The 23,685-nt window shown below is 39.8% G+C and carries 15 protein-coding genes; 11 read left to right on the forward strand and 4 right to left on the reverse strand.

Going from position 1 to position 23,685, the window contains the following annotated elements; all coding sequences use genetic code 11:
* The first annotated feature begins 47 nt into the window (after window positions 1–47).
* The 9 genes from F580_RS23850 (at window position 48) to F580_RS0102785 (ending at window position 12,870) form a co-directional block, all read left to right on the forward strand.
* Entirely contained in the window at window positions 48–1,529 is a 1,482-nt protein-coding gene (locus F580_RS23850; RefSeq protein WP_019026169.1) for an MFS transporter, read from the forward strand.
* Window positions 1,522–4,011, forward strand: coding sequence for a GH36-type glycosyl hydrolase domain-containing protein (locus F580_RS0102750; RefSeq protein WP_019026170.1), 2,490 nt, complete (start codon window positions 1,522–1,524; stop codon window positions 4,009–4,011). Before F580_RS23850 ends, F580_RS0102750 begins: the two co-directional genes overlap by 8 nt.
* Window positions 4,004–4,585 (forward strand): gluconokinase, encoded by a 582-nt coding sequence (locus tag F580_RS0102755; protein WP_019026171.1) that lies wholly within the window; start codon window positions 4,004–4,006, stop codon window positions 4,583–4,585. The genes F580_RS0102750 and F580_RS0102755 overlap by 8 nt, the downstream gene beginning before the upstream one ends.
* Before the next feature lie 33 nt (window positions 4,586–4,618).
* Window positions 4,619–5,419: a sugar-binding protein gene (locus F580_RS0102760; protein WP_019026172.1), complete on the forward strand. Its 801-nt coding sequence runs from the start codon at window positions 4,619–4,621 to the stop codon at window positions 5,417–5,419.
* A 268-nt stretch (window positions 5,420–5,687) separates the two neighbouring features.
* Window positions 5,688–8,321, forward strand: coding sequence for a glycoside hydrolase family 3 C-terminal domain-containing protein (locus tag F580_RS0102765; RefSeq protein WP_019026173.1), 2,634 nt, complete (start codon window positions 5,688–5,690; stop codon window positions 8,319–8,321).
* Window positions 8,322–8,331: 10 nt separating this feature from the next.
* Window positions 8,332–9,447: a glycoside hydrolase family 5 protein gene (locus tag F580_RS0102770; RefSeq protein ID WP_019026174.1), complete on the forward strand. Its 1,116-nt coding sequence runs from the start codon at window positions 8,332–8,334 to the stop codon at window positions 9,445–9,447.
* A 280-nt stretch (window positions 9,448–9,727) separates the two neighbouring features.
* Window positions 9,728–11,095, forward strand: coding sequence for an ADP-ribosylglycohydrolase family protein (locus F580_RS0102775; protein WP_019026175.1), 1,368 nt, complete (start codon window positions 9,728–9,730; stop codon window positions 11,093–11,095).
* A 55-nt stretch (window positions 11,096–11,150) separates the two neighbouring features.
* The gene (locus tag F580_RS0102780) at window positions 11,151–12,119 is read left to right on the forward strand and encodes a carboxylesterase family protein (protein ID WP_019026176.1); all 969 of its coding nucleotides are present in this window, start codon (window positions 11,151–11,153) and stop codon (window positions 12,117–12,119) included.
* Window positions 12,120–12,135: 16 nt separating this feature from the next.
* Window positions 12,136–12,870, forward strand: coding sequence for an endonuclease/exonuclease/phosphatase family protein (locus F580_RS0102785; RefSeq protein WP_169338291.1), 735 nt, complete (start codon window positions 12,136–12,138; stop codon window positions 12,868–12,870).
* A gap of 154 nt (window positions 12,871–13,024) precedes the next feature.
* On the opposite strand, the gene F580_RS0102790 is transcribed toward F580_RS0102785, so the two are convergent.
* Window positions 13,025–13,423, reverse strand: coding sequence for a hypothetical protein (locus F580_RS0102790; RefSeq protein ID WP_019026178.1), 399 nt, complete (start codon window positions 13,421–13,423; stop codon window positions 13,025–13,027).
* Window positions 13,424–14,308: 885 nt separating this feature from the next.
* Window positions 14,309–15,265: an alpha/beta hydrolase gene (locus tag F580_RS0102795; protein WP_019026179.1), complete on the reverse strand. Its 957-nt coding sequence runs from the start codon at window positions 15,263–15,265 to the stop codon at window positions 14,309–14,311.
* A 313-nt stretch (window positions 15,266–15,578) separates the two neighbouring features.
* Between F580_RS0102795 and F580_RS0102800 the strand changes: the two genes are divergently transcribed.
* On the forward strand, window positions 15,579–16,406 hold the full coding sequence (locus F580_RS0102800; RefSeq protein ID WP_019026180.1) for a phytanoyl-CoA dioxygenase family protein: 828 nt from the start codon (window positions 15,579–15,581) through the stop codon (window positions 16,404–16,406).
* A gap of 208 nt (window positions 16,407–16,614) precedes the next feature.
* On the opposite strand, the gene F580_RS0102805 is transcribed toward F580_RS0102800, so the two are convergent.
* A complete protein-coding gene (locus F580_RS0102805; RefSeq protein WP_019026181.1) occupies window positions 16,615–18,027 on the reverse strand; it encodes an alanine/glycine:cation symporter family protein in 1,413 nt (470 codons plus the stop codon).
* Between the two features lie 779 nt (window positions 18,028–18,806).
* Window positions 18,807–22,016: a DUF3427 domain-containing protein gene (locus F580_RS0102810; RefSeq protein ID WP_019026182.1), complete on the reverse strand. Its 3,210-nt coding sequence runs from the start codon at window positions 22,014–22,016 to the stop codon at window positions 18,807–18,809.
* A gap of 246 nt (window positions 22,017–22,262) precedes the next feature.
* On the opposite strand from F580_RS0102810, the gene F580_RS0102815 reads away from it, so the two are divergent.
* Window positions 22,263–23,684: a DUF1800 domain-containing protein gene (locus tag F580_RS0102815; RefSeq protein ID WP_019026183.1), complete on the forward strand. Its 1,422-nt coding sequence runs from the start codon at window positions 22,263–22,265 to the stop codon at window positions 23,682–23,684.
* Window position 23,685: the final 1 nt, after the last annotated feature.

Here is a 23,685-nt window from a genome sequence, read left to right on the forward strand (position 1 = left end):
AAATGTAATTGTTGATATAAATATTAATAATAAAAATGAGGCTGGTAATGATAAAAAATAAAAAACAACATCAACCAAGTTTAGCTATGAATTTAGCTCCCACGTCAAGCACTAACTCACGCCTAAGCCTAGGTGAAAAGGTGGGTTATGCCTGTGGTGATGTCGCCTCAAATTTTTATTGGCGCGTCTTTGATGTATTCCTCTTTATTTTCTATACCGATGTTTTTGGCCTGTCAGCGGCCGCGGTCGGCACTATGATGCTAGTAACACGGCTTATTGATGCCTTCTCTGATCCGTTAATGGGCGCAATCGCAGATAGAACCAAAACCCGCTTTGGTAAATTTAGACCTTATTTACTGTGGGGCATCATTCCTATGATTGCTGCTGGGGTACTGACTTTTACCGTACCGGATACCACTGATAGTAATAAGCTAATATGGGCTTACGGCACTTATATCTTTATGATGTTAGCTTACACCTTTATTAACGTGCCTTACGGAGCCTTACTTGGTGTTGTTACAGGCGATAGCCAACAGAGAACCACGTTAACCAGCTTTCGTTTTATCGGCGCATTTTCTGGTGGTAGTCTTGTTGCTTATATGACGCCTGAGTTGGTAAATTACTTAGGGCAGGGCGATGAAGCACTTGGTTGGCAGCTTACTATGCTTACTTATGGTTTAGTTGCCGCAGTACTATTTGTTATTACTTTTTTATCAACCACCGAGCGCATATCGCCACCCGCAGAGCAAAAAACACCGGTATTACAAGATTTAAAAGATTTGACGCAGAATTCTCCTTGGAAGATTCTTTTTGTCTTAGCACTTATCATCATGATGACTATCTCATTAAGAGGCAGTACCGGCACTTTCTATTTTAAATATTATGTTGAACGTCCTGATCTCATTGGCAGCTTTGCTATGGCTTATATGATTGCTTTAGCCATTGGTGCGGCGTCTACGCCATTACTTACCAAGTTTATTGATAAGCGCCGTTTGTTGATGATATTAATGACTATCGTTGCATCACTTTCATTGGTTTTTTATTTTGTGCCCAGTGATAACATCACCTTGATGTTTATTTTACAAATCATGATTGGCTTAGCACTGGGGCCAAAATCACCCTTAGTATTTTCTATGTATGCCGATACCGCTGATTTCTCACAGTGGCGAACAGGCAGACGAGCAACAGCAATGATATTCTCTGCCGCCGCCTTTGCACAAAAACTCGGCGGAGCTTTGGCGGGCGCTATGATTGGCTGGACGCTGGCTTCATTAGGTTATATTGCCAACCAAGTGCAAACGGGTACCTCTCAAGAAGGCATAGTGGTGTTAATGACTGTGGTCCCGGCAATATTTGCAGCCATTGCCGTGCCATTAATTTATTTTTACCCATTAGATGATAAGCAATTAAAAAAACTGCAAGATGAATTACAGCAACAACAAACGTCAGGAAATAAGGGGTTAGGCCAACAAGAACAAATTCTTACTGGTGATAAGACGGCGGGTACTATCGGAGCTGTTAATGCCTAACGTACCTTTAAGTGAGTCTTTAAATAAAGCTTTAAATGAGCCTTTAAGTGAACCGTTGAAGCTGTCTTTAAGTCAGCCTTTAAAGCCGCCATTGATTAGTATTGATAGTGCGGCAGATGGTTTGAATAAAGTAACCTTAACTAGCCCAACAAAGCTGCCAAATGCGAGCGGATTTTTATGGAATCGTGACATGGTAATGCAAGTAAACTGCCGTGGTTATGTTAATTCTTTATTTATGCAACCTGAGCCGGCTAAATACTCTTATGCGCCAAATATGGAAGCTAAAGGTTTTATTCAGCCAGAGCATAGTTATTTCAGCCACCATCCAGGCCGATTTTTTTACCTTAAAGATGAAGACAGTGGTGAAATAATTTCGCTACCTTATGAGCCGATGCGTGCTGAGCTTGATAAGTTTTCTTTTGAGTTAGGTCAAAGTGATATTAGCTGGTCTATTGAACACTGGGGTTTGCAGATAAGCATTACGGTAAATTTAACCAAAGACGATTTAGTAGAGTGTTGGTTTTTTTCGGTAACCAATTCAACCACTACTGTGAAAAATATTAGCCTCTATCCCTATTTCACCATAGGTTATATGTCGTGGATGAATCAGTCGGCAACATATAATGAAACCTTAAATGCGATTGTTGCTGACTCCGTAACGCCTTATCAAAAAGTGGCCGATTACTTTACTAATAAAGACCTAAAAGACAAAACCTTCTTTTTGAGCGATACCCGTCCTACGGCGTGGCACGCGAATCAAAAAAGCTTTGAAGGCGAAGGCGGCTTGCATCAACCCAGTGCACTTCAGGCCGAGTTATTAGACAATGTTGAAGCACGTTATGAAACACCGGTTGCCGTTATGCAGTTTCAACAAAAGTTATTGCCCAATGAGCGAAAAAGTTATCAATTCTTGTTTGGTCCGGCAAAAGATGAAGCTGAAATCGCGACAATTAAAGCAAAGTACCTGGGTCATCAACAACGAAGCCAGACACGAGACGCATACCGAGATTACCTTAATCAAGGCAAAGGCTGTTTAACGATTAACAGTGGTACTGGCACAGCAAGTAGAGGTTTTGATGATTTTTTCAATCACTGGCTGCCAAGGCAAATGTTTTATCATGGTGATGTTAATCGTTTAAGTACCGACCCTCAAACGCGTAATTATATCCAAGATAATATGGGCATGGCGTTTATTAATGCGCAACAAACACGTCAAGCTTATATCTTAGCGGTGTCTCAACAAACAATTAATGGTGCTATGCCTGAGGGAGTGTTGTTGCACGAAGATGCGAAACTTAAATATATTAATCAAGTACCCCATGCGGATCATGGTGTGTGGTTACCTATTTGTCTGTCGGTCTATTTGAACGAAACCAATGATGTCAGCCTACTCAGTGAAATGGTTGCTTTCGCTGACTCAGTAGAAGAACAAGCTTTTGCCGCTCATATAGAGCTAGCTCTGGATTACTTGATTAATGCTACCGATCATCGAAACTTAAGTTTTATTGAGCAAGGCGATTGGTGCGACCCAATGAATATGGTTGGTTACCAAGGCAAGGGCGTTTCTAGCTGGTTATCTTTAGCCACCGCTTATGCCTTAACAACCTGGTGTGATCTTTGTGATGAATACGGCATTGCTATACATCGACAAAAATATGATAACTACCGTTTAGCTGCTCAAGTTATTAATAGTGCCGTAAATGAACACCTATGGCATGGTCAGTGGTTTGCCCGCGGCATTACCGATGATGGCCGCGTATTTGGTACCAATGAAGATATCGAAGGTAAGATATTTCTTAACCCGCAAAGTTGGGCCATGCTCAGCGGCGCAGCAAATGAACATCAGCAAGCAGATATGATTGCCGCTATATCAAAACAGTTAACCACACCCCAAGGGGTGATGATGCTAGCGCCAAGTTATACAGCGATGGTGGAAGATATAGGTCGTATTACGCAAAAGCACCCTGGGGTTTCGGAAAATGGCTCTGTTTATAATCACGCAGCGATATTTTATATTTATGCGCTTTATCAAGCAGGGCAGAATAACTTAGCGTTTGAGTTATTGAGTAAAATGCTGCCATCGTTTGATAATGCGGAAGTGACCGGACAATTACCTGTTTATGTACCCAATTACTACCGAGGTGCTTTTCACCAATTTCCCAAACAAGCGGGCCGCTCCAGTCATTTATTTAATACCGGCACTGCTTCTTGGTTGTACCGCTGTTTAGTTGAAGAACTATGTGGCTTAAAAGGCTGTGCTAGCGGTTTAAAAATAGCGCCAAAAATGCCAACAAGTCTACAACATTTATCGGGTCAGCGACTCTTTAGGGGAGCGATGGTTAATTTCGAACTAGTGCAAGATAAAAACATTAGCCTCATGGAAATATTACTCGATAAACAGACGGTTACCGGCAATATTTTGACCAACTTACAGTCAGGGCAACACTATCAATTACAGGTAAGGGTTCCGTTATATGACTAACAAAGCTCAACAAGTTTTAGCTCAACACGTTTTAGAGAAAAAAGTGCCGCATTTATTTATAGTGATGGGCGTTAGCGGTACCGGTAAATCAAGTTTGGCTAAAACATTGGCTGATGAACACTCGTTGATTTTTGTTGATGCCGACGATTTTCATAGCGAGCAAGCCAAAAAGTATATGGCAGAAAACAAGCCGCTAACCGATGAGATGAGAGCGCCTTGGTTAGCCGCTATTTTAAAACATTTGAACAGCCTTTATCAGCAAGGTCAATCGGTAGCGCTTGCTTATTCTGGTTTGAAATCGGCACACCGTAACTTATTTAGAGACTTACCTTTTTATTGTCACTTTTTTTATCTGACAGCAAACAAGGAAGTTATTGCCAAGCGAATGGCTCAGCGGGAAAATCATTTCTTTTCACCTGCTTTACTTGCTAGCCAATTTGCAGCGATGCAGGCACCTTTGCTTAGTGAATCCGATGTTAGTCCGATAAATAGTGAGCGGCCATTTTTGTTAGTGGCCAATGAAATAAATAAACTCTCTCAATTAGTTACCAGAAAAGTAATGACCAAAAAGTAACTACCAAGAAAGTAATCACCAGGAAAGTAAACAATGTATAACTATATTAAAACCATCAGCACATTATTAATGCTAGTCGCACTTAATGCTACGGCACTCGAAGCGGTAAAATCACCAGAAAAAATTAATATTGATGGTATCGCCAATGACGCCAGTTGGCTGTTAGCCCAATGGCAGCCATTAGATAACCTCATTTTGGGGACACAACCGAGTGCTGAAGATTTTAGTGGTCGATTTAAAATAATGTGGGATGAAGAGCAGTTATATTTATTGGTAGAAATTACCGATGATATTTTATTTGATCAACACGCCGACCCGCGCCATTTCTATTGGGATGATGACTGCTTGGAAATATTTATCGATGAAGATGGCTCGGGTGGTAATCACCAGTTCAATTTTAATGCTTTTGCCTATCATGTCGCCCTTGATAATCAAGTGGTTGATTTCGGTAAAAAAAATACCGACGGCTCAGATAATGTTGTCTTGTTAAATGATCATATTAGTAGCTCATGGCGACGTAGTGAAAAAACACCCAATAAAGTTATTTGGGAACTGGCTGTTCGGGTTTATGACGATAGTTTTACTATGCCGGTGAAAAACACACTACCTGTGAAAAAGAGTACGCCAAGACAAAATGAAAACTCAAAGCCAGTTAACTTATTTGCCGGGAAAAAACTTGGCTTTATGTTGGCTTATTGTGATAACGATGGCAGTAAAGAGCGTGAACATTTTATCGGCTCAACAGATATTAAAGCGGTGAACGGCAATAAAAACTTAGGTTATATCACCGCGGATGTTTTTAGCCAGTTAACGCTAATAAAGGGCGCTAATTAAGGGGCGCTAATTAATAGCCGTGAATTAAGAGATGCTAATTAAGTGAACATCTCATTTTTTACGAACAACAGTTTTAGGAGCACAGATGACATCGACACTTATCTACTCCCTTACCACCCTTGGCACATTTTATAGGGTGGTGTTTTTTATTTAAAAGGCTATTTAAATGGTTATTAAAAGGCTAAGTGCTAAAAAATACCATTCATTATTTTACTTAGCTGATAGCAGCTCAATGTTTTGAAATATTATAAAAATATAAGGTTTACCCATGAAGACAGCATTAAAATACTTTAGCGTACCGTTTGTGGTATTTAGTCTATGCGCTTGTGAAGCGAGTATTAATGAACAACAAGCCGATAAATCAACACAGGCTGAGACAACAGAACTAAAGCAACTGGAGCTAAAGCACCTTGAGCAAAAAAAGCTAAGGCTAGCGCAAGTTGAGCAGAACGTTGAACTCCTCTTAAGTCAGATGACGTTAGCGGAAAAAATATCACGAGTACACGCCAGTGGTAAATTTCATGTTAGTGCTATAGAGCACCTTGGTATACCTGAGTTGTGGCTTTCTGATGGCCCTCATGGTGTCAGGCATCAAATCGAAAAATTTAGCTGGGATTCTGCTGGTTGGACAGATGATGACTCTACTTATTTACCCCATTTAACCTCAGTTGCAGCCAGCTGGGATTTAGAGATGGCGACCTTACATGGCAGCGTATTAGGCAATGAAGCCAGACATCGTAAAAAAGATATTATTTTAGGCCCTGGCGTGAATCTAGCGCGTTTACCTTTATATGGCCGTAACTTCGAGTACATGGGGGAAGACCCGTTTTTAGCGGCTAAGTTAGTGGTACCAGAGGTCATTGCTATTCAAAAAAATGATGTAGCAGCCAACGTAAAACATTACGCCTTAAATACCCAAGAGCTCAATCGCATTGGCGTGAATGCTAAGCCTGATGAACGTACCTTGAGAGAGGTGTATTTACCGGTGTTTGAAGCGGCGGTTAAAGAAGCAAATGTCTACAGTATTATGGGCGCTTATAACCAATATTACGGCACCAATGTAAATCAAAGTAAACATTTGGTGATGGATATTCTAAAAGGTGAGTGGGGCTTTGATGGCGTACTGCTTACTGATTGGAATGTCGATATTAATACTTATGATGCCGCCATGAACGGTCTTGATTTAGAGATGGGTACTAATGTTGAAAGTTATGATGATTACTTCCTAGCGCAACCGTTACTTAAGCAAATACAAGCAGGTAAGATCCCACAAGCCGTGCTCGACGATAAGGTCAGGCGGATATTACGTTTGCAGCACCGAATAGGCATGATGGATGAGAGTCGATTACCGGGTGAGCGTAATACTGATGAACATCGCCAAATAGCACGGAAAATTGCTAACCAAGGTGTGGTGTTATTAAAAAATGACCAGAACATCTTACCCCTTGCTAAGTCTTTAATTAAAAATATCTTAGTCATTGGCCCTAATGCGGATAAAAAACACGGCCAAGGGGGCGGCTCTTCAGAAGTAAAATCAGCTTATGAAATTACCCCCTTACAAGGCTTGAAAAATGCTTTAGGTGATGATGTCAATATTACCGTGATGCGCGCTCGTTCAAGTGTATTAGCGCCTATTGCTAGTGATTATGTTAACTCGCGCCATTGGACGGGAACACCCGCATGGAATATATCAACTTTTGCTGACCAAGCGAGAACAAAGCTAATAAGCGAGTCTTGGATTGTTGATGCCAAATACCAGTCTATCAATAAAGCTTCAACAGACAATTCACTAGAAAAGTCAGCACAAAAAGCAGCAACGGACTTCATTACCATGAAGGCTGATATTAAGCCGTTACAAACAGGTATTCATACCCTTAAAGTTAAAGCACTTGGTCAATTTGAACTCAGTGTTAATGGTCAAAAGCTGTTAACTCATCAAGGCATGAATAATGAAGTGCAGAGTCATGATATTGAACTGGTCGCAGGTGAGATTTATAAATTTGTTATTGATTACGATGGCAGTGATAGTTTTGTCTTAGGCTGGGATGCCCCGGGGAATTTATTCAGCGATGAGACCAGTTATTTAGCGGCGGCTAAACAAGCTGATGCTGTTATCTATTTCGGTGGTTTGAGTCATGGCGATGATAGAGAAGCTATTGATCGTGATGATATGAAACTGCCAAATGCTCAAGATGAAATCATTACTAAATTATTATCAGCTAACCCAAATACCGTTGTCTTTATGGTTGCAGGCTCTGCTGTTGAAATGCCATGGGCTGAAAAAGCTAAGGCTATTGTTTGGGGTTGGTATGGCGGTATGGAAGCAGGTAATGCCTTTGCCGATATTTTGTTTGGCGATGTTAACCCAAGCGGGAAAATGCCGATAACATTACCGGCTCGTCTTGAAGATACCGCGCCAATCGCGCTGAACGATTATAACGCCACAGAAAGCTTATACAGTGAAGGCGTTTTTATTGGCTATCGTTGGTTTGAACAACAAAATATAAAACCCACCTTTAGCTTTGGTCATGGTCTTTCATATACCCAGTTTGCGTTAACTGATATCCATTTATCAGCAAAAACAATCAGTGGTGAGCAAGGTATTACCGTAACTGCCATGGTAAAAAACACCGGTAAGGTCGCGGGCGCTGAAGTGGTGCAATTATATCTACATGACAAGGAAGCCAGTGTCGAAAGGCCGATAAAAGAGCTTAAAGGCTTTGCCAAAGTATTCTTAGCGCCAGGAGAAAGCAAAGCAGTGAGTATCTCATTGAATAAACGTGACCTATCTTTTTGGGACGTCAATACGAATGATTGGCTAGCTGAGACGGGTGAGTTTGAAGTCATGTTAGGTTCGTCATTGGACGATATTCGTTTAACAGCAGAATTTACTTACCAATAAAGGAAAACGGATGTTAACGAATACCGCAACATTGATTAAATTATTTAGCTTAAGTTTTGTGGTTTATCTACTGGCAAGTTGTGGCAGCTCATCTGAAGATAATTCAACCGTGATTGTTCAACAACCTTTACCCGTTGTTGAGCAAATTACTTTACCCATAACTACCCCTTATCGTTTAACCGATGAAATTAACCCTCAGCAAGCTATCGCTGAAATGGCGATAGGCATTAATTTAGGTAACACCTTTGATGCGCCTAATGAAGGTGATTGGGCCTTACACGCACAAGAGGCATTTATTATTGCTTTTAAGGACGCGGGTTTTAATCATGTTCGTATTCCGGTTACTTGGCATGAACACACTCAGTTAGAAGCGCCTTATGAAGTAGATAGTGTGTTTTTAACAAGAGTAGAAGAGGTTGTCGATTGGGCGTTAGCGCAAGGTCTCTATGTCACTCTTAATGCACATCATGAATCTTGGTTTAAAGAAAATTATCAAGATCAAAAAAATAAAAATCGTTTAGATAGTATCTGGATACAAATTGCCGCTCACTTTAAAGAAAAGCCGGCTAAGTTAATGTTTGAATTACTTAATGAGCCTAATGGTATGACTGTAGAAGAGGTAAACGAAGTGAACAAACGTTTACTTTCAATTATCCGAAATGAAAACCCTAACCGATTAGCTATTTTTTCTGGTCATGGCTTTACCCCAATTGATTCTTTATTAGAGACTGAAATTCCAGATGTTCAAGATAAATTCCTCATTGGCAATTTTCACAGTTACGACCCATGGGAATTTGCCGGGCAATGTCAGAAAAGTTGGGGCACTAATGAAGATAAGTCTAAACTTCGTCAAATTTATCAGCGAGCAAGTGATTGGGCAACGATTAATCAAATACCGGTTATGGTCAATGAGTTCGGTGTTGCAAAATTCGACTTTACTCAGCCTGAAAATATTTGTGACTTAGCAGAGCGTTTAGCCTATTTAAGCCACCATGTTAGCTTAGCTAAAGAATTTGGCATTGCAGCAACCTTTTGGGATGATGGAGGCTCATTTAGTACTTATGACCGCACCAATAATACTTGGGGACCAGAAAAAGATATTTTAGTTAACCTCAACTCTGAGTAATGAATGTTAATTATTATAAGTACTTATTTATCATCAATCACATAGCATAAAATATATGCTATGTGATTTTTTATTCGTCTCAATATTGATAGTTTTGGCGATAACAAGGCGGTATTACGTACCCAATAACTGGTTATTGGTAGGAGTACCAACGCTGATATCGCCTAAAATAGCTTATTGAGTAACTTTGCTTATCCAGAGTTGAGGTTAGTTGATGAGAATGATTAATTATTTTGCAGAAGCATCATCGTCAGATACTGTAATAAAGGTAATAATAAAGATGAACAAATTAATTTTATTGTTGGTGTTTTTACTTACTGCTTGTAGTCAAAGTACCGATAAACAAAACCTTGAAACTAACGCAACAAAGACTAGTGAGTCATATACAGTATCAAGAGCTGAATATTTGTCGAAATTACAAGGCTTTTGGTTAGGGCAAAGTATTGCCAACTGGACCGGGCTAGTGACTGAAATGGATAAAGTAGGTACGCCAGCAACCATGCCATTTTATACCGATGATGATTGGGGCAGTAAGGATTTACCCGCTATTTGGGGAGAAGGTGTGCCTCATAGTGATGTTATTGATTTTTTCTTTGTTGAAGAAGGACAGCCTTGGGGGGCTGATGATGATACCGATATTGAATATATGTATCAGTATCTACATGAGTTTCATCAAACTAGTTTATTGAGCGCAGAGCAAATCCGAACAGGTTGGTTAAAACACACTTATTCAGAAGAAGATGCGCCACTATTTAAAAAATTCCCGGACTCTACCGCGGTTCAAGAAAATTTTTTATGGGAGTCTAATCAACAAGCCAGAATATTAATGGCGCAGGGCATGTTGCCGCCAGCAACCAGTGAGCCGGAAAATAATGCTAAATACATGATGATTGACGCCCAACTTACTACGGAGATATTTGGTTTATTGGCTCCAGTAAGAGTCGACATTGCTTTAAAACTATCGCATTTGCCAATCAGGGTATCGGCAAAATATGATGCTCAGTGGATTTCACAATTTTATATCACTATGCATTCATTGGCTTCTAAAGTAGATAAGTCACTTTCCATGCATCAGCAGACAATATGGTTGGCTGAGCAGGCAAGACTGATATTACCTGAGCAATCAACGCCGGCGAAAATGTATGATTTTATTATAAATTCTTATCAGGTAAATCCTAATAAAAATGATTGGGAAAAAACCCGTGATGCCGTGTATCAGCGTTATCAAGTCAATAACTCAGACGGCTATGTTTATAATGACCCCTTTGAAGCGGGTATTAATTTTGCTGCCAGTTTAGTGAGTTTATTTTATGGCGAAGGAGATATCGTGCGCACCATTCAAGTCGGCACTTTGGCTGGCTGGGATTCAGATAATCCAACCGCGACTTGGGGCGGATTATTAGGCTTTATGATTGGTAAAGAGGGTGTAGCTCAAGCATTTAAGCAAGATAACCTGTCAGAAAGTTATTGGATCCATCGTACTCGCAGGAACTTCCCTGATCATACGCCTAATCAACTTGGCGAAGATACCTTTACTATGATGGCTCAACGAGCGATTAAGGTGATTGACCAAGTGGTTATTGAACAGATGCAGGGCCGAGTTGATGTTGAAAACAATGTTTGGTTAATTCCAGAAAATAGAAGTTAGCCTTGTTTTAACGCTAACGTAGTCAGTGATAAATTCTTTTTAAATTTGGGGTACGATGAAAAAAATAACACATTGCTTAATCGCGACTAGTTTCTTATTAATGGGCTGCTCTAATAATGTAGAGCAAGTTCCCTCGGAAAAAGCATCATTAACTCAACAGTCACAAGAGCAGCTATTACGAGAAGCTTACCAATCAAATGTCGATGAAAGTCAGCGCGAATATTTTGTTTATTTGCCACGAGGCTATCACTCTAAGCCTGAAAAAAAGTGGCCAGTAATGTTATTTTTGCACGGTAATGGCGAGCGAGGTAATGGCCAAGATGAATTAGACTTTGTCTTGATGCAGGGACCATTGTATGAAGCTTGGATACAGAAAAAAGACCTGCCGTTTATTATTATTTCACCACAACTGCACATGTTTGGTTTTGATAAAAAGGGCATTAGTTATATTGATAACCGCTCTAAAGATAATATCCCCAAAAGATTAGCGCAAGGCGTACCTGAGCGAAGTGCAGCCTTTCAAACATCAACTGATATTCAAAGAACGCCGTCATTAACTGATATGAGTGAAGTTGCACCGCTATTACCCCAAGGTTGGGAAAAAATTGAGACTGATTTGATTACAATGTTGGATACCGTTCAAAGTAAGTATCGAGTTAATGTAAATAAAACTTACTTGTCAGGTTTGAGTTATGGCGGTTTTGGCACCTGGTATATGGCAAGTAAATATCCACAACGATTTGCAGCGATAGCCCCGGTAGTTGGCTGGGGACATCCTAGTTTAATGGCACCTATTGCCGAGCATAAGTTACCTGTTTGGCTTTTTGCCGGCGGCAGAGATAATGCGGTAAATATTCAGTATTTTTATGCAGGACTAAACAGATTAGAAGAACTTGGCCATGATAATGTTCGTTTCACTGTGCATGAAGATAAAGGCCATGATGCTTGGACAAGAGTTTATTCAGGCGATGATCTATATCAGTGGTTATTAACACATGAAATAAGCAACCAAACCGACATTTAATAACATGGCAGTTTCTTTGAAAGGTACATTATTACTGGCAATTTTGTTTATTTCCCCAAGCCTATTTGCTAAAACAACAGATGAAGCAATCACTGTGATGTCGTTAAACATCTATGGTTGGAAAACTATGCCAAAACATAGTGATGATTACGCTAAGTTAATTAAGCGTAATCAGGTGGATGTGCTTGGTATTCAAGAAGGTGTAGAAGACTGGCAGCTTAAAGGAAACGCTATAAATAACAAATTGCCGACTAACTATCAGCGGGCGATTACTTTAAAAAAATCACTTGGACAATGTTGGCAGCATAAATTTCAAATTTTTATTAATCATTGCCAGGGTAATCGTTTTATCGAATCAGGTCGATTTGACTTAACTGATGGTCCAAACGCCACTAGAACAGGTGAGTACGCAGTGATAGAGAAACGAAATAAGCGCTATCTTATCGTCAATGTTCATTGGGATCATGAAAGTGTTGAAACTAGGGTAGCCAATGCTAAAGAAACATCTGCTCAGTTAAATAAAGTGAAGCAATACCCGAAGATATTACTGGGTGACTTTAATAGTCACTGTGAAAGTAAAGAGGTTTCATTAGTACAGTCGAATGCAGGCATGACCTTAATTAAAAATGCCGGCATTGATTGCCTTTTTGTTAAAAATCTTACCGGCAAGGCAAAGGAAATAGTTGCTTATCCTTCAGATCATCCTGCTATTGTTGCTAGCTTGGTATACCCAAGTAGCTCAGCTCAGTAACTCTCCCTAAAATATGAACTGTAAAATAACATTCTTCAAAGGGTATCTTGCTTAGAGGGCAGCCCGATAAATAACTATTACCTACACCGTTATTTATTTGCACCGTTGCTTATTGGCATAACTTACTCTTCTTATTCTACTATTGCGAAGAGGGCTAGGTGACATTAGTCTTAGCTAATTCCAGGTGCAGCCAAGTGATGGCATCTTGCCAGCCTAAATTTAAACCTGAAAAAGTCCTGAGGTTTAATTGATCAATGGTGCGTCTACTGGCAATATCTTTACTGGATTTTTTACCTTGTTCGGTATAATTCACTGCCGCAATAGCGACTATATTTTCGCTAGAACCCATGATGAATTGTGCGCCTAGGCTATAAGAGTAATGATTGATTTTATTGATTAAGACACCATAGTTACCGTTGAAGATACAGGCGAGAAAGTTATCATATTCTTCAACCATTTCTATGGATATTTCAACGCCTTCATCAATAATTATTTCGGCAATGCTGTCGCTGATAATGTTAATGTCAGCGAAACTTATTCTATGTTTACGCATACTGCTACCTCAACTCCGTTTGTTATTTCACTGCTGATTGTAAGCGCTTTCATATGTTTGTCTATTAAATGTTCAACAATTCGTTGGTTATTCGTTAGTTACTTGTTTTATAACAAGATAAACTAATTTAAAACTTATGTTGAAACACACTATTTTTTTGCTAAGGACGCTGCATGGATGTAGTGTCCTAGAGAATGCAATCGGTAAAGGAAGTACCTTATTAGAGAATGCAGACGTCACAAGGATGTGACTTATTAGCAAATCAGCGGCTGCGCCCCAACCATCTACTAGTAACATTTTTATCCGCAAGTCCACCAAACCTATTAACCGTCACTCCCGTAGGCGGGAATTTATTCGCGCTTGTGCCTTATGCCATGGGTGGCACTTATTAGACAATGTTGACGTCACATGGATGCCACTTATTAGCAAATCAGCGGCTTAATTTTATGTTACTTAGAAGATAATGCAGGACGCATATTATCCTGACGCACATCCTCCTGAATCTAGCAATGTTCGCGGCTAAAGCCAGCTCCTACAGGCACACACTGTAGGAGGGTGTTTACGCCCGAACGTTTGCTAAGTTAGAATGTGTAACGGAGACAATGGATCTTCGATCAGAGACTTCGAAGATGACGGTGTTTATACTTTTGTGCTTTGCTTATAAATCAACAACTTAATTTCATGTTACTTAGAAGATAATGCAGACGTGGCATGGATGCCACTTATTAGAGAATGCAGGATGCACATTCTCCTGAGCATATTATCCTGAGCACATTCTCCTGAGCACATTCGCCTGAATAACCAGTCTCTTCAAACAATGTCTTGCCTCTAAGCCTTTTAAACCTCGCTGAGTGGAAAGAAAGTTATTGGAATTGCTATAATATTTTAAAACTTAAAGGAATTAGATCGAGGGTCGAATGTCATGCCTTCGACCTTTTCACCTCTTTTTCCATTAAGCACTAAGTTAAAAAATGACTTAACCACAGGGTTTGTCTTTTTGTAAAATACACCATGGGTTTTGCCAACACCTTTACCGTCAGTAAAATCAAAATAAGCAACATTCTCTGCATTTAACTTGCTTGCAGTGCGTCCCAGTCTATCTTTTTGGAAGTTAAAATCAGACCATTTGAGTACGTAATCATTTTCATTGATGGTGACATAGACACGTTTGCCAGTTTCAATTAAATCAACCCATTTGGCATGATGTTTATTGTCTACATCGGCTTGGCACAACACGACATTCTCAAAAATAGCGGTTTCGTTTTCGTAAATTGAATCGATCACATAGTTTTGAAATAAGTAATTGCCTAAACTAAAAGTCATTAAGGTGAGTTTTATATCGCAGGCCTCTAATGCTTCACGATTAAATGGTTCTTTAAGGTAATGTCCTAATTTTTCTAGGGTTGAATCTAACGCCCCTATCGAAGCCCTAGCGGTCCTTTTTGCATGGCGGTATTCTCTGGTTTTAAAGCCGCCCGGGTTAGAGGGCCATGAAAAGGCGATAACCTCGACACCGTATAATTTTTCAATGTCATAAGCTTTTTCTAAGTTCTTTTTAAATGATTGGTTGAAGCCGTGCACAAAGAACACGCAATTTTTCTTGCTGGTGGTGAGTTGTTCTCGAATTAAGGCAAACTGTTTTTTTGAAGCAAGGTTGTTTTCAGTGATAGGGTGAGTTTCTTTAACCAGTTTAATTTGCCATTTCCCCGCTACTTTTTCTGCTGTAGCATATCTAACTTCGTTTGGTCCTTTGATATTTACTTTGTCACCGAACGCCTCATGATCTCCAACTCCATCTTTAAAGTTACGCGTGTTGATATTCCTATTGGTTATTATGTACATGGTTCAATCCTTTGTGGTGTATGCTAGAGAATAGTTAGTCATTGGCTATCACTTAGTAAACCTAGGTGAAAGTATGAAGATTTCAAGTTATGACTTAACTCAACGTCGTTCAAATTGACTTGCTTATTACAACGATTAACGTACCTTTCGCGCTAATACTGTATACTCCAGCGACTAAGTAGGTGTTGTTCTTGGTTTTACTATTTAAGCTAATAATAAAGCTTAAATAGTAAAGCTAATGATAACGCAGCAATGAAGTAACAGTGAAAATAGGGTTGAAGGTTAAAGTGGAGGCAGTAGCAAGGTAATGGTAATGGTAATTAGTTCAGGCCAATTGAATGGCAGAGAATTAAATGGCAGTGAATTGAATAGCCGCGAATTAAATGATGAATATCTCGATCAAGGTTACTTTGTTATTCGAGATTATTTTAATGCCGCAGAAATTGCATCACTTCGAGCAGTGGTGTTGAAGTTTCACCAGTTATGGAAAAAAGACAACCAAGCGTTCTATAAAGAAGTCGCCTTTAATTCTTCTTTAATTACCGGCAGTCAGTACTTAGGCAGCGAGGATAGAGTAAAACTTTTCAACTTTATTAGTTCACCAAAGATGATGAATGTCGTGGAGTCAGTGATAAAATCAAATCCTGCCTTTATGAATACCCAATTATTTTTCAACCCCATTAACCCCGAACTTAAAGACTTTTGGCATCGAGATTGTCAGTATGATCACGACGTTGACGTGCAAAAAGTCGTCATTCATGAGACCCAAGTTGTCCATCTGCGCGTGCCTTTATTTGATGAGTTGGGCATGGAGTTGGTGCCAGGCACCCATAAGCGTTGGGATAGTGAAGAAGAGTTTAATGTTCGCCAAGAAGAACAGGGCAGGTTGAGTAACGAAAGCCTCTCTACTGGTAAACAAATTAAATTAGCTGCAGGCGACTTACTGGTGTTCTCAGCGGATATGATCCACCGTGGTCTATATGGCATGGACCGATTAGCACTTGATGTCTTAGTGTTCGATTCGGCGGGTGACTTTGCTGATTATGTCGATCCCGATTGTTTACCAGATAGCGCAATGTTAGCGAAAATTGAAGACCCAAGATTATATATCAATACCATCAAGTTAAAAGCGAACGCCTAAGCTTCAATTTTTAAGGTCTCTGGAATAGCGATAAAGCGCGATATACTTTTGTAACGCTTAAAACTTAAAACTTAAAACTTAAAACCTAAAAGTAAAAGCCTAAAAGTAAAAAGCTACTATCACCTGCAGGTGATAGTAGCTTTAATTATCAAGTACCACTTTTAGGTACCTTTATCAGCTAGCGTTAGCAGATACTAGCGCTAACGAATTACTTCCAAATACCGTCTTCAGTCTTACCCGTTAACTCGGGAAAATCAGCAGCTACAAAGTTTGGCTCAATACCAGCCTTACACTGCGCTTTGTAGTGTTTAATAACCTTGATGGCAATATTTGATAGCAGTAACAGCGCAATTAGATTAACCAATGCCATCAGCCCCATAGACGCATCTGCAAGTGCCCAAACTATATCGATTTTGGCTACAGCGCCAAACATTACCATGGCAACAACACATGCGCGAAACAGCGGTAAAAAGGTGGTTTTGTTGTTGGATAGGAACAAAATATTGGTTTCTGCATAACTGTAATTTGCAATGATGGAGGTAAAGCAAAAAAGGATTATTGAACCGGCGATAAATGCACCGCCCCAAGCGCCCACGTGAAAGTCTAAGGCGGCAATCGTAATAGCAATACCATCGCCAGCACTTCCGGTATCACCAGCAAGCAAAATTATCGCCGCTGTTGCCGTACAAATTACTATGGTGTCGACAAATACACCAAACATTTGAATAAAGCCTTGTGACGCTGGATGATTTGGATTGGGTGTCGCACTGGCCGCTATATTGGCCGCGCTACCCATGCCTGCTTCATTAGAGAATAAACCACGGGCTATGCCCGCTTTCATTGCTTGTGCAATAGCAAAAGCGACAGCGCCACTTACCGCTTCTTGCCAACCAAAGGCACTTTTGATGATCAAGCTAAATACACCGGGTAACCTTTCAATATTCATCAGCACTACAATCAGGGCTACAGCCAAATAGGTTAAAGCCATAATAGGCACTAGAATCTCTGAGACTTTAGCGACTTTTTTGATACCGCCCATGATAACTAGACCACTAGCTATCGAAATGACAATGCCAACTACCGTCGCATCATAGTCAAACACCGCATTCATCGCACCGGTGATGGTATTGGCTTGCACCGCATTGAATACTAGACCAAAGGCAATGATTAACAGCACAGCAAATAACATGCCCATCCACTTTTGCCCTAAGCCTTTATGCATGTAATATGAGGGACCACCACGAAATTGTCCTTCTTCATCTCTTACTTTAAATACTTGAGCAAGTGTTGACTCAACCATTGAGGTTGCCATGCCTAAAAAGGCAATAAGCCACATCCAAAAAATGGCACCGGGGCCACCAGTGGTTAATGCTACGGCGACACCTGCCATATTACCTGCACCAACACGAGCTGCCATACTGGTACAAAATACTTGGAATGAAGATAATCCATCGTTAGCGCCATGACGGCTGATTTTCATTAAGCTTACCGCGTGACCAAGATGAGATACTTGAATAAAGCCCAAACGTACAGTGAAAAAGATACCGGCACCGACTAACCCATAGATAAGTACCGTATCCCATAGAAGAGAATTAATTAAATTGATAAGTGTTTCTAACATAGACTGCTCATATTTATGTGAATGATTAGGGGCTGTTGATCTTTCGAGATTACTTTTACAGCAACTTGTTTGGTATTTAGACAAGGCAGAGTATGTGACGTGTAGCTGGCTACTCGAACATACGATAACGTAGTATAAATTTCAAACAAGTGCTGCCCTTTAGGGTTCATTTAAAACAAATTTACTCATTGTTGCTCGCTTTTTTAATAGAATGACTATGATACAAAGCTCTCGTCGCGATTAAATCCGTTTTAAATTGAATAAATTTTAACCCTGAAAGATCAACAGCCCCTAGTGTGAATTAACTTAATGTACTTGGTATAATTCAGCTATTGCTTGATCTAGCTGATTAAAAGGCAAAATTTTTTGAACTCTACTCTATTGTGTATGCGTTTAGCTGTAACACTTTGTCGTTATAATTTCCCCCTCAGCTAATTTGCAGGGGAGTATCATTTTTATTGGGTTTGGACAGTGTTAATCTTAGTAGAAATAAAACGTTAGTGTTAAATCTTAAAGTCACTAGCGTTTTTCATTTGAGCGGGTATTAATTAAGAGGTATTGATGAACAAGTATTGATGACTCCATCCGTCACCTGATGATTTTAAAACCTGTTTACTGACTCTGTCAGATAAATCTATTACCGCGGTAATATCAGTGGTTTTGGCTATTGTTTTATACTCACTAGGTTATTGGATGAACGGAAATTATTAAGTATAGATTAGTGAGTATTGATCATTACTGTCGAAGGTTATTACTGTTAAGTATTTAATCAGAAGCTATCAACCAACAGCCAACTTAGCCGTCTCATGCCACAAATATGCTGGCATGGGATGTTTTAACTTCCAAGTGATATTCATTGGCTGACTGCCTTCATATTTCACAAAATCTACCGGACCAAAATTGACAAAACCCATGGTTCTGCCGTTTTCATCTTTGCCTTGTTCACGCACAAATAACAGGAAGGTTTTGTTAGTTTCTTGCTGCGTTATATATCCTAAACCTCGTCCAGAATTCGGCCTAGCGCTATTTTGCGTTTGCCAATGAAACAAGGTCGGGCTAATGGCGTAATCATGGTACATGGTGGTCGCTGAAAATTGCTTTTCACATTTATCTAAGGTGACAAAGAGCAACTCGGTATTAGCATCAGCAATATTTAATACACCTTCACGGCTCGATGATTTTTTAGCAAAAGTACTATCACCAAAGGCGACGAGAATATGCTCTTTCGGATAGCGAACATGCATTTTTAGTGGCGATGCATCTACTTTCGAGTTATTGACCGTTGGCATAGCAAACTCGCTCACTTCAAGTCGCTCAATAAGCATGGCAATAACTTCGGCTAACTCTGATAAGAGTGTTGTGTTTTTCAGCGCTAATAAGCTTGTCACCACGTTATCAAAGCCAGCTTGTTTACCTGTTTTGTCCCAAAAGTCGTAATGAGTCATTAAAGCAAAGAGTTGCTGGTAGTGTTTTGATTGCGTGTTGTTAGTCGTGGCCGAAAAAGAAAAGTTGTTATCGCAAAGCGCTTTAATAAAACGTAAATAAGAAATAGATGAACAGTTGAGTAATCTATTATTAATGGCGCGATAATAAGCCGCATAAAGCGCTTTTACCTCTGCCGTAATTTCCTTGTTTTTGCTGGCGGCAAGTAATACCGACCAACCGCCAAGATTGCCACATTTAACCTTGTATATATCTTCTAGGCTGAGGTTAGGGTTGAGCTGTAAAAAGTTAGTTAGCGTTAAGGGTAAATTGGTATTATGAGGAAAGTTATTAATTAAGCTCAGCAATTTGTTTTTGTTTAAAGTTGCTTGGCTAATGTTCTTTAAGATCATTGCTTGAGTTTTTTCTTGTAACTCAATGCGGCAACCCAAGGGCAGGTGAGGGAAGCCTTGTTTAACTTCTTTCGCTATCGCCTGATTGGTTTTGCCGACCAAAGCTCTAAATTTATGGGAAAAATCGTATTCAGGGCGTGAATTACCAACAAAATCTAAAATAGTACAACATTCTTTGTTATCCGTTAATCGTAAACCACGACCTAGTTGTTGCAGGAATATCGTCAAACTTTCAGTAGGTCGTAAAAACAGTAAGGTATCTAATTCGGGAATATCGACACCTTCATTAAATATATCGACCACGAACAATACATTGATTTGTTTTGATCTTAGCTGTTGTTGCAAAACTTCACGGTCTTTACTGTTATCACTGGTTAATACGCCACAGGCAATATTATGCAAGGTGAACTTTTGCGCCATAAATTTTGCGTGCTCTTTACTGACACAAAAGGCCAAAGCACGCATTTGTGAGATATCAGTAACAACTTCTTCAAGGCTTTGCAAAATACGTAAAACCCTTTGGTCATTATAGGTATAAAGGTGGGTTAATTCGGCAATATCATAACGGCCTTTAGACCACGAGATTTTAGTTAAGTCGGTATCATCATCTATGCCAAAATATTGAAAGGGCGAAAGGTGACGTTGATTAATGGCTTCCGGTAATCTTATTTCTGCGGCAATAACATTACAAAAATCACTGAGTATATCACTGCCATCATGCCGCTCTGGTGTAGCGGTTAAACCGAGCAATATTTTCGGACTAAAGTGCGCTAATACCGCGCGATAACTACTGGCTGAAATATGATGAACTTCATCAATAACTATATAATCAAAATAGTCTTCACTTAACGCTAACTTTTCCGTTTGACTGTTAAGTTGAGCGTTTAAACTTTGAATCGAGGCAAAGAGGTGCTGATATTTGTTTGGCTTGTGATTACCGACCCATAACTCGCCAAAAGCGCTATTTTTTAATACGCCACGATAAGCTGCTAGTGCTTGTTTTAGTATCTCTTCTCGGTGAGCAATAAACAAAAAATTGGCTTCGGGATTTTCATTATAGAAACGAGCAAAATCAAAAGCAGAAATAATGGTTTTACCTGTGCCCGTTGCTGCCACCACTAGGTTGCGATAACGCTTATGCAGATCCCGCTCAACCTGTAACTTGTCTAATATGGTTTGCTGGTGGGAATGCGGCTTGATATCAAAATAGAAACTAGGCATTGAGCTACTGAAACTGCCTTTTGCCTCTCGTAGGGCATTGTTTAATTTTTCTTTGCTTTGTGCTTTGCCATCAAAGTGTTCAAAGTCAGGTGACTGCCAATAGGTTTCAAAAGTGCTTAGCGATTTATTAATGATATGAGGGATTTCTTGCGAAGTGATTTTAAGGTTCCACTCTAAACCACTGGTTAAGGCTGAATGAGATAAATTAGATGAACCAATATAGCCAGTATGAAAACCGGTATTACGCATGAATAAATAGGATTTAGCGTGCAGGCGTTCACGGTTGGTGTTGTAGCTAAGTTTAACTTCGGTGTTGGGCAGTGAGGATAAAAACTCGACCGCTTTTGCATCGGTAGCGCCCATGTAAGAGGTAGTGATTATTTTTAGCTGCTTACCACTGCGAGTAAACGACTCTAACTCTTTTTTAAATATTCGAATACCAGTCCATTTTATAAAAGACACTAACCAATAGATTTTATCAGAAGATTGAATTTCTCTTTTTATCTCAGTCTCTAGCGAAACACCGACATTGCTACCACAGAACAATTCACTCTGCGTTAAGCCGGTTAATGGCATTATGGATTCAACATACTTTGGTAGGTCAGCTGCGATAGGGTTGGATTTATCAAAGAGTGCGGTAAGAATTTTACCCCTGCTATCAATTAAGTTTTCACTGATTAACTGTTTATCTTTAATATGTTTACTAAGCCACTGCACAATAGTATTTGCGAGGCTTATTTGGTCATGAATTCTAGATTCGCCGTGTGGCACTGAGTCCATAGCTATTTCAATCAGTCGGGTTAAGAAACGAGATAACCAAGTTGCTGCTTCGCCAGTCTCTAATAAGCGTTCACCAACATGAAAGGATTCACGATCTAGGTTTTGTTCAACTAATTGAGTTATTAGTTGTTCATAGATACCGGTAGTGTTCATGAAAATCCTTTTAATTTAATGCCTTATTAGTCCAGGGTATCTGAAAAAGGATAAAAGAGGAATGACAAATCCTAGTCATTACCTTAAAAGGTAAGGATATTGGTCACTTCATTTTCGTTGGAGAAGGAAGCTGCTTTATTAGTTCCTTAATAAGTAAAGATATGTAAATAGACTAGTAACTTGCCATTAGCTCACCCTATATTGAAAGGGTGTTATTCATTTTGTTGTAAGCAAGTTAGGTGAGTTATGTCTGAAAATTCAATGTCATCAGCTGATGTTAGTAATGTTAGTAATGTTAGTAAGGCTAATATTGCGGTTAATCGCTTTGGTTATGGCGCAAGGGCTAATGAACTTGAGTTGGCCAAATCAGATCCCAAACAATGGATTAAGTCGCAATTACAAGCTATTAGCTTTACCGATAATTTACCTGATTCAAATGAAATATTGGTTGAGTTTGCAAATTATCAGCAACAGAAGAAGCAGCAAAAAAAGCAGCAAAATAAACAGCTGACAAATCAGATGAGCATGGAAAATAACGATGCGTCATCCATACCCAAAGTGAGTAAGCTGTTTGCCCGTAAAGCTTTGCGTGATATGTCTGCTAATTCGTTGCAACAAGCCATTAATTCTGACCATAGCGTAAGCTGGCGTCTACTCGACTTCTTCTCTAATCATTTCAGCGTCACCGCTAACGGGCGATTAATGGTCGGCCTTGCCGCAACCCTTGAACGTGAAGCCATTGCACCGCATTTACTCGGTAACTTTAGTGATATGTTACTGGCGGTTGAGCAGCACCCCGCTATGTTGGTTTATCTAAATAATGAAAAATCATTTGGCCCTAACTCTCGGATGGCAAAAAAACATAAGAAAGGCTTAAATGAAAACCTAGCTCGAGAAATTATGGAGTTACATACTTTAGGTGTTGATGGCGGCTATAACCAACAAGATGTTGTTGAATTGGCTAAAGGCATTACCGGCTGGAGTGTAAAAAAACCGACAAAAGATAAAGGTGCCGGTTTTGTTTTTCGAGCTTATGGCCATGAACCCGGTACGCGAACATTATTGGGTAAGCGTTATGCCCCACAAGGCATGAATCAGGGCAAGAAAATGCTAGGTGATATTGCCAAACATCCAGCCACAGCAAAACATATTTGTTATAAGCTTGCGCACCATTTTGTTGAAGAAACGCCTTCAGCGTCATTGTTAAATAAAATGGAAACTACTTGGCACCGTACTGACGGCAATATCAAACAAGTGATGTTTAGTCTATTTGATGCCGATGAATCATGGCAGCCTAGCGCGCAGAAGTTTAAAACACCGAGAGAATTTGTTATCTCAACCTACCGCGGCCTTGCCCCAAAGAAGTTAAATTCAAAAGTTTTGCTGAATGTATTAACCAGCCTAGGCCAACAGCCTTTTAATGCAGGCTCTCCGGCAGGTTATAGTGATGAGGTCGATGATTGGTTAGGACCCAATGCGCTGATGGCGCGTATTGATTGGGCAACGATGATCTCAGGCTCGCGCGGCAGAATAAATTCAGAAAAAATAATGAAATTATCTTTAGGCAGTAGTGTTAGTGAGCTGACTTATAACGCAGTATTGCGAGCGGAAAGTCGACAAATGTCATTAACACTTTTATTAATGAGCCCTGAGTTTCAAAGGAGATAGC

This window comes from Colwellia piezophila ATCC BAA-637, from assembly GCF_000378625.1.
Taxonomy (GTDB): Bacteria; Pseudomonadota; Gammaproteobacteria; order Enterobacterales; family Alteromonadaceae; genus Colwellia; species Colwellia piezophila.

Bases quoted from the DNA above. Each gene is read 5' to 3' on its own strand.
- F580_RS23850 (WP_019026169.1), top strand. From the start codon at position 48: ATGATAAAAAATAAAAAACAACATCAACCAAGTTTAGCTATGAATTTA.
- F580_RS0102750 (WP_019026170.1), top strand. From the start codon at position 1,522: ATGCCTAACGTACCTTTAAGTGAGTCTTTAAATAAAGCTTTAAATGAG.
- F580_RS0102755 (WP_019026171.1), top strand. From the start codon at position 4,004: ATGACTAACAAAGCTCAACAAGTTTTAGCTCAACACGTTTTAGAGAAA.
- F580_RS0102760 (WP_019026172.1), top strand. From the start codon at position 4,619: ATGTATAACTATATTAAAACCATCAGCACATTATTAATGCTAGTCGCA.
- F580_RS0102765 (WP_019026173.1), top strand. From the start codon at position 5,688: ATGAAGACAGCATTAAAATACTTTAGCGTACCGTTTGTGGTATTTAGT.
- F580_RS0102770 (WP_019026174.1), top strand. From the start codon at position 8,332: ATGTTAACGAATACCGCAACATTGATTAAATTATTTAGCTTAAGTTTT.
- F580_RS0102775 (WP_019026175.1), top strand. From the start codon at position 9,728: ATGAACAAATTAATTTTATTGTTGGTGTTTTTACTTACTGCTTGTAGT.
- F580_RS0102780 (WP_019026176.1), top strand. From the start codon at position 11,151: ATGAAAAAAATAACACATTGCTTAATCGCGACTAGTTTCTTATTAATG.
- F580_RS0102790 (WP_019026178.1), bottom strand. From the start codon at position 13,423: ATGCGTAAACATAGAATAAGTTTCGCTGACATTAACATTATCAGCGAC.
- F580_RS0102795 (WP_019026179.1), bottom strand. From the start codon at position 15,265: ATGTACATAATAACCAATAGGAATATCAACACGCGTAACTTTAAAGAT.
- F580_RS0102800 (WP_019026180.1), top strand. From the start codon at position 15,579: ATGGTAATTAGTTCAGGCCAATTGAATGGCAGAGAATTAAATGGCAGT.
- F580_RS0102805 (WP_019026181.1), bottom strand. From the start codon at position 18,027: ATGTTAGAAACACTTATCAATTTAATTAATTCTCTTCTATGGGATACG.
- F580_RS0102810 (WP_019026182.1), bottom strand. From the start codon at position 22,016: ATGAACACTACCGGTATCTATGAACAACTAATAACTCAATTAGTTGAA.
- F580_RS0102815 (WP_019026183.1), top strand. From the start codon at position 22,263: ATGTCTGAAAATTCAATGTCATCAGCTGATGTTAGTAATGTTAGTAAT.